The organism is Deltaproteobacteria bacterium (assembly GCA_019308995.1).
Classification (GTDB): domain Bacteria; phylum Desulfobacterota; class Desulfarculia; order Adiutricales; family JAFDHD01; genus JAFDHD01.
The window spans coordinates 40,773-49,935 of record JAFDHD010000019.1 but is presented as its reverse complement, the minus strand read 5'-3'; the positions used below and the strand labels follow the sequence as shown (position 1 = coordinate 49,935).

The following is a 9,163-nucleotide window of genomic DNA, read 5'->3' as shown; positions in this document are numbered from 1 at the left end:
CTTTTAAAAGCGGTAAGTTCTAACAGAAGGGAAGGTAACTCTGATGAAAAGAAACCGACTCAGGGAGCTGCTGAATGAAGGCAAACCAACGCTGGGGACCCACGTCATCATACCATGGCCGGGGGTTGTGGAGGTAATCGGCCAGTCAGGCGCCTTTGACTATATCGAGTATGTCGGGGAATATTCCCCCTTTAGCCTTGAGCAGATGGATAATTTCGGCCGGGCCATCGAGCTTTTTCCTGACATGTCTTCCATGATGAAGGTGGAAGAGCAAGGCAGAGGATTCATTGCCACCAGGGCCATAGACGCCGGTATTCAGAACGTACTGTTCACTGACTGCCGTTCCGCGGAAGAGGTCAGGGAGTGTGTTCGACTGGTCAGGCCGGAGACGCCAGAGGCGGGCGGCACACACGGTGCTGGCATGCGGCGAAATGTGGGCTATATTTCCTATGCCGGTACAGAGGCGTGGGTCAAGGCCATGAACGAAGTCGTCATTGCCATCATGATCGAAAAAAAGGGCGCCATGGAGCACCTGGAAGAGATACTTACAGTTGAAGGCGTGGATATGGTCCAGTTCGGTCCGTCTGACTATTCCATAAGCATCGGCAAGCCGGGCCAGGGGGGTAGTCCCGAGGTACAGAAGACGCATCGGGACATGATAGAACTGGCTCTGAAAAAGGGCGTCGCTCCCAGGGTAGAACTAGCCAGCTTTGAAGCGGCAAAACCATATGTTGAGATGGGGGTTCGTCATTTCTGTATTGGCTGGGATCTGGGAGTCATTTTCGGATGGTGCCGACAGCAGGCCAAGGGGATGCAGGAATTGCTGGCCTCGACTTAACCACGTTCACAGCTTGAACCGCCCCAGATTAATCCCAAGGAGTAGATATGGCCAGACCGAAAGTTTACATTACGCGCCAGATAGCGCAGGAGGCCTTGGACATGATTGCCCGGACTGCCGAGATGGTGGTATGGTCCGAGGAATTACCCCCGCCATATGACGTTATTTTGCAAAAGGCCCGGGATGCTGACGGCCTGTTAACGCTTCTGACCGACCGGATTGACTCGGTTGTCATGAAGGCCGCTCCCAGGCTGAAGGTGATCAGCAACCTGGCGGTGGGATACGATAATATAGATATCGTGGAAGCGACCCGGCGCGGCATCGTGGTGGGGAACACCCCCGAGGTGCTCACCGAGACTACGGCCGACCTTACCTTTGCCTTGCTCATGGCCTTGGCCAGGCGCGTGGTTGAGGCAGATAATTACACCCGGAAGAGGCGGTGGCAGACATGGGGCCCGCAGACACTGCTGGGGCAGGATATCCACAGCGCCACCCTGGGTATTGCGGGTTTGGGCCGCATTGGTGCTGGGGTAGCCAGGCGAGCCAAAGGCTTCAACATGAAGGTGCTCTATTACGACCCCATCAGACAGAGCGAGCGGGAAGAAAGGGAACTCGGTGTGGAATACGTCCCTGAGCTTGAGACACTGCTTTCAGCTGCCGACTTCATTACACTCCACCTACCGCTGCTTCCATCAACCCGACACCTTATCGGGGCCGCCGAGTTTGCGGCCATGAAGCCGACCGCCGTCTTTATCAATACCTCGCGCGGACCGATCGTTGACCAACGGGCGCTCTACGAAGCCCTCAAGTCGAGGCAGATTTTCGCAGCAGGGCTAGATGTCACTGAAGTCGAACCCATACCGCCCGATGACCCTTTGTTGACGCTCGATAACGTTGTTATAACTCCCCATATAGGCAGCGCCAGCTTTGAAACCAGAAGAAGGATGGCGTTTATGGCTGCCGAAAACCTTCTGGCCGGGTTACGCGGAGAAGTGCCGCCGAACTGCGTCAACCGCGAAGCTCTCAGCAGCTAGTGTTATGTCCTAAAATTAGATGATTAACATGTCTCCTGTCTTGTCATCAGGCCAATTGAGTGAACAGGAAGTAGACATCGCGGCAGAGAGGTTAGAATTGTGGTTATCAGTTTTTCGGGAACATTGAAGAGACAGTGCTACAACCTTCTCTTCTCATAATACCTTATCATTTTGCTAACGGCCCTGGCGGCGCGGCCGATGTTAGGATAGACAGGTAGATTATTAGCGACAAGCCTTGCCTGTATCTGGGCCATAATCTTTGCGTGCTCTTCAGCTTCACTACCGGCACCTCGAGGTCTGTCCGATATTACTGCTACTATCGGTTTGTCAGGCAATTCGTGTACGTTAAATTGCTGCATGTGCTTATCAAGCGAGAAAGGCTCTGGCCCTCTGCGCCACGGGCCATGAACGAAAACGATAAGGAAGTCAAAGTCTGGATGCTGGGCCATCATTCGCGTTATTATGGCGGCATCGGCAAAATTCCGCATTGAAATCGAAAAATCAGCAGGGTTGCCTATCCAGTCCCAGATGGGGTTGCCTTGGTTTTTTAATCTTTCTCTTATATCATCTGGTAATGGAATGACATCAAGGCCAGCCTCTTCGCACAAGTCAGCAGCGAGCACGCTACTGCCTCCACTGCCACCAGCCACCCCAACACTCCGACCGGCAATCCCGGGCAGGAAATAGAATGCAGCGGCTATGTCAACAAGTTCTTCGAGATCAACGGCGCTGATAACGCCAGTCTGGTCAATCGCAGCTTGCCAAACTCGTCGAGAGCCGGCCATAGACGCAGTATGAGAGGCCGTTGCTCTTGTTCCGGCTTCTCCTCTGCCGCCCTTGACAATGATAACCGGTTTAACCGCAACGGTACGCCTCAGTAAATTCAGGAATCTTCTGGGGTCCCTCACTCCCTCGATATACATCAGGATCACCTTTGTCTGGGGATCTTGTAAAAAATAATCAAGATAATCGCATTCGTTGAAGTCAAGGGCGTTACCATAACTTATCGCCTTGCTGAAACGAATTCCCCGCTGTGCGGCGAAGCCAACAATCTCACCCACTGCTTGCCCGCTCTGAGATGCGAGTCCCAGGTGCCCCGATTCCTTGGGCATACCATCGGAAAAAGCGATTCCCTCATCAGGATAATAGACTCCCATACAGTTCGGGCCGATGATGCGTATGCCGCCTTTTCTTGCCTGCCTTAGAATTTCTATTTCTAAATCGGCAGCATCCTTTCGCCCTGTCTCACTGAAACGGGCTGTGTAGAGGTGGACTGCCTTGACACCCTTCTGGGCGCAGTCCTCGATCAAACCTAGAACCTCTGACGCCGGAATGGAAGAAATGACGTAATCTACTGGCCCCGGGATGTCTCTGACCCTGGGATAGGCTTTCAAACCCATGATCTCCGGGTACTTGGGATTAACCGGGTAGATTTTCCCCTGGTAGCTGAGTTCTTGAAGGGGGGTGATGAAACCTCCTCCTCGACCACCGTCTGAGGCTCCAACCACGGCGATTGATTTTGGGTGGAGAATTTCCTCTAGTGGGTGAATTGACATCAATGAAACCTCCGTAAAATAAAACCGGTCACAGCCGGCTGAAAATATATGTAGCCTGATTGAGAACAAATAGGATAAATACCATCTGAATGAACCGGGCCGTGATAACCTCTAAAACCCGTCCCACATGCAGATGAAATGAAAGGAGACGATGAAAAATCCTTTTTTTCTGTGAGCAATATAAGAGGAAATGTCCTGGTGTGTCAAGGAAAAGGGCTTTACAAGAGTGTAGAATTAAGGCTATTCCCTGGCATGAATGATTGGGAAGGATAAAGCATTTAGAGATAACATCATCTTCAACATAATATGGTCTCTCTTACCCTTCTTTAACTTAATAATACTTACCAAAGCTCTTTCTCGAAAATCGAAAGCCGAAATGTATCAATAAAACTGAGACACCTCCAAGTCAAAATTACTATAGCGTTTCAACGGTCGTTCTGTTTCCACCGTGATGCAGCTTGAGACTTATAAAAAGCACTCAATTTAGGTGTATAACCTTGTGTAGACTTCTTCGCCTATAATTTTTTATTTTAAAGTATCTGATACACCCTATAGCGAACTCGTTTTGGTTCAATTTTACCAACACCAACACAGATAATCTGATTCAACCAACTATATTTCTCTGACCTGGTCTCGAAAATCGGCGTAGTACGAAAATAATACTCAGATGGATCAACGTCATCGCCATTTTGGATCCGTTGCATAACTTCTGGAGCAATTTTCAAGATGCCACGGTAATAAACATAGATGAGTTCACCGTCATCAGCACGCATAGTGGCTCGAACATCTACTTCTCCCACGCCATCGGAGCGCATAAGAATCCAGTCCGCCCCAAAAGCAAGTACCTCTCCGTTTAATTTGGGTCCTTTTACTGTGCCACCAACAATAGGAACAATCATTCGAACACCATAAGGTGTTGCCCCAATTTCCTGAGGATCATCTAAATCCCCCACTAATTCACAGAGAAACTCTGACTTAAGTTCAAGCATATTAGACTCCTTATTTTAATTCGATTTCCTTTCAGCCTGTATTCTCACTGATTTTATTACGACATTTAAAACACTGCCAATCAATATATTCGCTGTTTATGGGTTAACTTGGAATGGACGGCCATAGCCGTTTAGGTAAACAAATTCTTCGATCGCCTTACGGCTTTTCGGAGCGTGCCTTCCCTTGGGTATGCCAAAAGCCATACAAACAAGCACCTTCTTGTGATCGGGTATGCCTAAAAGCTCTTTGACTCTAAATTCATCAAAAGCGCCTATCCAGCATGTGCCGTAACCCAACTCCATGGCTTGCAGGGTGAAGTTTGTCAGGGCGATGGTGATGTCCACCTGGTGCCATTTTAACGCGGGATCAACAATAGCGGCAATAAGATAGGAACATTGAGCCACAAAAGGCTGATAGGAGCAAGCCTGAACGAGACGCTGCTTGAGCTTGGGATCACCGGCGAAAACGAATTCCCAATTTTGAAGGTTACTGGCTGAAGGGGCCAGTTGCAACGATTTGAAAAGCGTCTCCAGGTGCTCACAGGGGATGGATGATTCGGTATATTGTCTGATGCTAAGACGATTGGCAATGGCTTCTTTAACATACATGGCGATACCCTCCGTTCAACTTATAATTATGAACATCTCTGATGATTCGGTTGACGATATGTTTCTTTAGGATTAAATCATCGAGACTGTCGCTGCTTGATTTCTGATTTTTTAAATATGCTTACCATATCTGATGGCGGCAATCAATGACGATGCTTATAGTAATCTTGTCAAGATAAGGCATACTATTTCTTTGAAAATGACCCTCCGATATACCCATCTCAGCGCTGTTGACATGCACTGCAATCAGTTGATATGGTAAAACTAGCAGGCTGTCTCCCGGGAAATCATTCAAATCGCTTGTAATTAGGAGGGGACTGAGATGACTATTGATATGCATTGCCACTTATTTGTCAAAGGATTTACTAGTGAGAATGCCGTATCGCCTTCCTGGGTCCCGGGTGAGCACGAAGCCCGGAACCCTGAGGAAGCGCGGGCCGAAGCAGAGGAAATGAGCGTCACTCGCCCACAGAACTTTGACCCAGACGGCACGAGTCACATCAGGCGAATGGATGAGGCAGGCATTGAAAAGTCCATCATATTACACCTTGATTACGGTCTGCTGTTTGGTGAGGCCGAGATACCCATTGATGAGCAGAACAAGCACGTGAGTGAGGTCGCAGCGAAACACGCGGACCGCTTCATATGGTTCTGTGGCGTAGACCCCAGGCGAGAGGGCGCTGTGGAGTTACTCGAAAAGTGTGTCACCGAATGGGGCGCCCGGGGAATAAAGCTGTACCCCACGACCGGGTTCCTTCCCGCCGACAAAGAGTGCTACCCTTTCTACGAAAGGGCCTCTGCCTGGAAGATTCCAGTATACTTCCATATGGGACCGGAGAATCCCCCGTTCTATAATCAAGGCAATGCTCATGCTGCTGTCTTACTGCGAGTTCTTGTTGATTTCCCTGATCTTACCGTGATAGTGGCTCACCTCGGCTTTGAGTTCTGGCGAGACCTAATAGCTTTGGGGAAGGTCAGGGAAAACGTTATGTGCGATTTCTGCGCCTGGCAGACTATCGCCAGGCAACGCTACAGCCAATTCTGTTATATCCTCAGGAAGTTCTTGGACGAATTCGGGCGGGACAGGGTCATGTTTGGCACTGACGCCCCCATTTTGGAAGACTCCCTCTCAAGCAAGGAGTGGATTAAAATTATAGAAAGCCTTCCCCATCAGGCGCCACCGAGCCAGCCTTTTACTGAAGAAGAGGTGATGGCCCTTCTTGATGGCAATGCGCGAAGGTTGCTTGATTCGATACCTGTATCACTTTAACCAAAATCATAATATCTCCTGGCTGGGAATCGGAGATCGTCGAAATTTTGTGATCAGGGTCTTACTAAGGTTCTTTCTGAGAGTTGTCAGTATTCCGCAAGGCCCGGCGTAAGAATTTTCCAGTTTGGGTCTTGGGAATCTCTGAGACAAACTCGACGTTTCTAGGGTATTTGTAGGCCGCCAGCCGCTCCTTACAGAAATTTATTATCTCTTCCTCAGTGACCTGACCCTCATTTCCCTCCCTTAAGGCCACAAAGGCCTTTACGGTTTCACCCCTGTATGGGTCCGGTAAACCCACCACAGCCGCTTCACGGACGGAAGGGTGAAGATAGAGGCAGTCTTCGACTTCCCTTGGCCAGACCTTAAATCCTGATGCAATTATCATATCCTTTTTCCGATCTAGGATATAAAACCAGCCGTCTTTATCCATTGTGCCGACGTCACCGGTATAAAGCCACCCTTGTCGAATGGCATGGGCTGTTTCGTCAGGTTTTTTCCAGTATCCTGGAATTATTCCCGGGCCCTTAACGGCCAGCTCACCAACTTCCCCAGGGAAAAGTACCCTTTCAGGATCTTCCAGGTCCGTGATTTTTGCAAAGTGGCTTGGGATTGGAACTCCAATGGAAAGGGCTCCAGTAGTTGAATCTTCAGGCGCTCTTACCCCGAAAGGAACCATGTGGGTGGGGGATGTGCTCTCTGTGAGCCCATAAAGGTTGTGGATATAGACTCCAGTTGCCTTTTCAAATTGTTCAACGATGGCTGGAATAACAGGAGCTCCTCCGCTATAGACTTTTTGCAAACTGGACAGATCACGTTCATTGATAACCGGGTCGTTGAGCAAGGCGATAAATACAGTGATGGCGCCTGCTGTACATGTAACCTTCCACCGTTCGATCATCTCAAGGGCTGTAAAGGTATCAAAGCGGTAAAACAGGACGAGAGGAATGGCTGAGGCCACGGCTGCTGTTATATGAGCGATCATACCAGTAACATGAAAAAGAGGGGCGACACCGAGGATGACATCAGACGATTCGAGCTGCCACCAATGGCGATAGACCTCTGAGTTAAACACGACATTTCCATGAGTGTTCATAGCTCCCTTAGGCGGACCCGTAGTTCCGGATGTATAAGTGAGATAAGCTACATCATGGGATGATAACTGCACGTCAGGGGGACGCTGCCCCTGATACCTCTCCAATAGATCCACAAAGTCAAGCGTCCCCAATCCCTTGTTTTTTTCAATTCCCTGCATCATGGCTGGTAAAGCGGCGCTGCCATCGGTAAAGTCCAGTTCACAAGTTGTAATTACATGCTGAACACCGCTATTATCAATGGCATCCTGAGCCGAACCTATATAAAGGGATTCCTGGGCGATAAGCACCTTGACACCAGCGTCGCTAAAATAGTAGGTGAGTTCCTTCTCCTTATACATAGGATTTAGGGGAACAACGATCCCTCCTAACTTCCAGACACCATATTGAGCAATAACAAACTGGGGGATATTTTGTAGATAGAGGGCCACTCGATCTCCTTTACTCACTCCAAGGGCCTTTAAGGCACAGGCAAACGCATCACTCATCTCATCAAGCTGACGATAGGAAGTTGTCTCGGTAAAGTAAAAGAGGGCTGGTCTTTTGCCTTCTATTTTGACAGTTCGGCGGAGATGGTTGAGGGCTGTCGAAGCTTCAGGGGTTAAATCCGGAAGATAGCTTGGGGGATACAGAGAAAGCCAGGGTCTTGATTCAGAAGTTGATTCCATTTCAAGCCTCCTTATTTGATTGATGCCATGACCTTTAGTAGATTGTTTTAGAAGCCTCTAGCCGTTATTTAAAAATGGATCATCTCCGATTTTGTTGATCATTTAACCAATGTTTCGTAATTGGGTTGTGATATAATCAGTTGCAATTTCAATAGATTGGATAGGCAGGTGGAGTTTAACAAAAGTGTTGTTGATAAAAGACTCGGCCTAAAAAAATCCCCCTAAATCCCCCTTTAGAAAAGGGGGACTTTAAAACGCTCCCCTTTTGTAAAGGGGATTTTCCATGGGACAAGAATATTAGATTGCTCCTAAATTTAACAATATCAGAGCGTTAATTAATAGACCCAAGGATAAGCCCCTTCGCTTGAATTTTTTACCTATGGTCAAATATATGGTTATCAAGTTTTTATTATCAACTAATTTGGAGAAGAACCAAAGTTACCAATCGTTTTTAATCAGTTTCTACTGTTTATTTTGATCTGGAACATCGTTTTGTTTCGGCTCGGAATACTCAGGATAGTACTTTTCCAAACATTCCGGGCAAAGGCCGTGGCTGAATTCGGCCAGGGAGCGTTCTGAAACGTATTTTTCCAGTCGCTGCCAGACGTCCTGGTCGTCGCGTATCTTGTGGCAGTGCATGCAGATGGGCAGGATGCCTTGCAGGATTTTGACATGATCAAGGGCATCCTGAAGCTCCTTAACGCGGTTGGCCAGGGTGGACTGCAGTTCGACAATTCTCTGCCCGGCTAATATGCGTACGCGCAGTTCGCTGCGGCTAAACGGCTTGGTGACATAGTCATTAGCACCGGCTTCAAGGCCCGCGACAATGTCTTCTTCGGGGTCGCGGCTGGTGAGGAGAATGATATATGCTGGAACCTGCATTTCCTGCTGGCGAATCCTGAGGCAGAGCTTAAGGCCGTCCAGTCCGGGCATCATCCAATCGAGGATGGCGAGCCTGGGGGCGTTTGGAGACTGGAGCACTTCCCAGGCCTTGTTCCCATCCTGGACGGAAACTACTTTATGCCCCCACCGGGTTAAAAGGGCTTCAAGGGTTTTGAGTGTCGTTATGTCATCTTCAGCGATTAACACTTTCATGAAGAGCCTCTCC

The 9,163-nt window shown here is 48.8% G+C and carries 8 protein-coding genes; 3 read left to right on the top strand and 5 right to left on the bottom strand.

The window, feature by feature from the left end; all coding sequences use genetic code 11:
• The first annotated feature begins 43 nt into the window (after positions 1-43).
• The gene (locus JRI95_05570) at positions 44-838 is read left to right on the top strand and encodes a 2,4-dihydroxyhept-2-ene-1,7-dioic acid aldolase (GenBank protein MBW2061019.1); all 795 of its coding nucleotides are present in this window, start codon (positions 44-46) and stop codon (positions 836-838) included.
• A 47-nt stretch (positions 839-885) separates the two neighbouring features.
• A complete protein-coding gene (locus tag JRI95_05565; protein ID MBW2061018.1) occupies positions 886-1,872 on the top strand; it encodes a D-glycerate dehydrogenase in 987 nt (328 codons plus the stop codon).
• 137 nt (positions 1,873-2,009) lie between these two features.
• On the opposite strand, the gene JRI95_05560 is transcribed toward JRI95_05565, so the two are convergent.
• From JRI95_05560 to JRI95_05550, 3 genes are all read right to left on the bottom strand, one after another.
• Positions 2,010-3,428, bottom strand: coding sequence for a CoA-binding protein (locus tag JRI95_05560; GenBank protein ID MBW2061017.1), 1,419 nt, complete (start codon positions 3,426-3,428; stop codon positions 2,010-2,012).
• A gap of 530 nt (positions 3,429-3,958) precedes the next feature.
• Positions 3,959-4,417: a DUF3237 domain-containing protein gene (locus JRI95_05555; protein ID MBW2061016.1), complete on the bottom strand. Its 459-nt coding sequence runs from the start codon at positions 4,415-4,417 to the stop codon at positions 3,959-3,961.
• 96 nt (positions 4,418-4,513) lie between these two features.
• Positions 4,514-5,026, bottom strand: coding sequence for a nitroreductase family protein (locus tag JRI95_05550; protein MBW2061015.1), 513 nt, complete (start codon positions 5,024-5,026; stop codon positions 4,514-4,516).
• 322 nt (positions 5,027-5,348) lie between these two features.
• On the opposite strand from JRI95_05550, the gene JRI95_05545 reads away from it, so the two are divergent.
• Entirely contained in the window at positions 5,349-6,296 is a 948-nt protein-coding gene (locus JRI95_05545) for an amidohydrolase (protein ID MBW2061014.1), read from the top strand.
• Between the two features lie 64 nt (positions 6,297-6,360).
• Here the strand turns inward: JRI95_05545 and JRI95_05540 are convergent, their stop codons facing one another.
• On the bottom strand, positions 6,361-8,055 hold the full coding sequence (locus tag JRI95_05540) for a long-chain fatty acid--CoA ligase (GenBank protein ID MBW2061013.1): 1,695 nt from the start codon (positions 8,053-8,055) through the stop codon (positions 6,361-6,363).
• Positions 8,056-8,517: 462 nt separating this feature from the next.
• Entirely contained in the window at positions 8,518-9,150 is a 633-nt protein-coding gene (locus JRI95_05535; GenBank protein MBW2061012.1) for a response regulator, read from the bottom strand.
• Between the last annotated feature and the right edge of the window lie 13 nt (positions 9,151-9,163).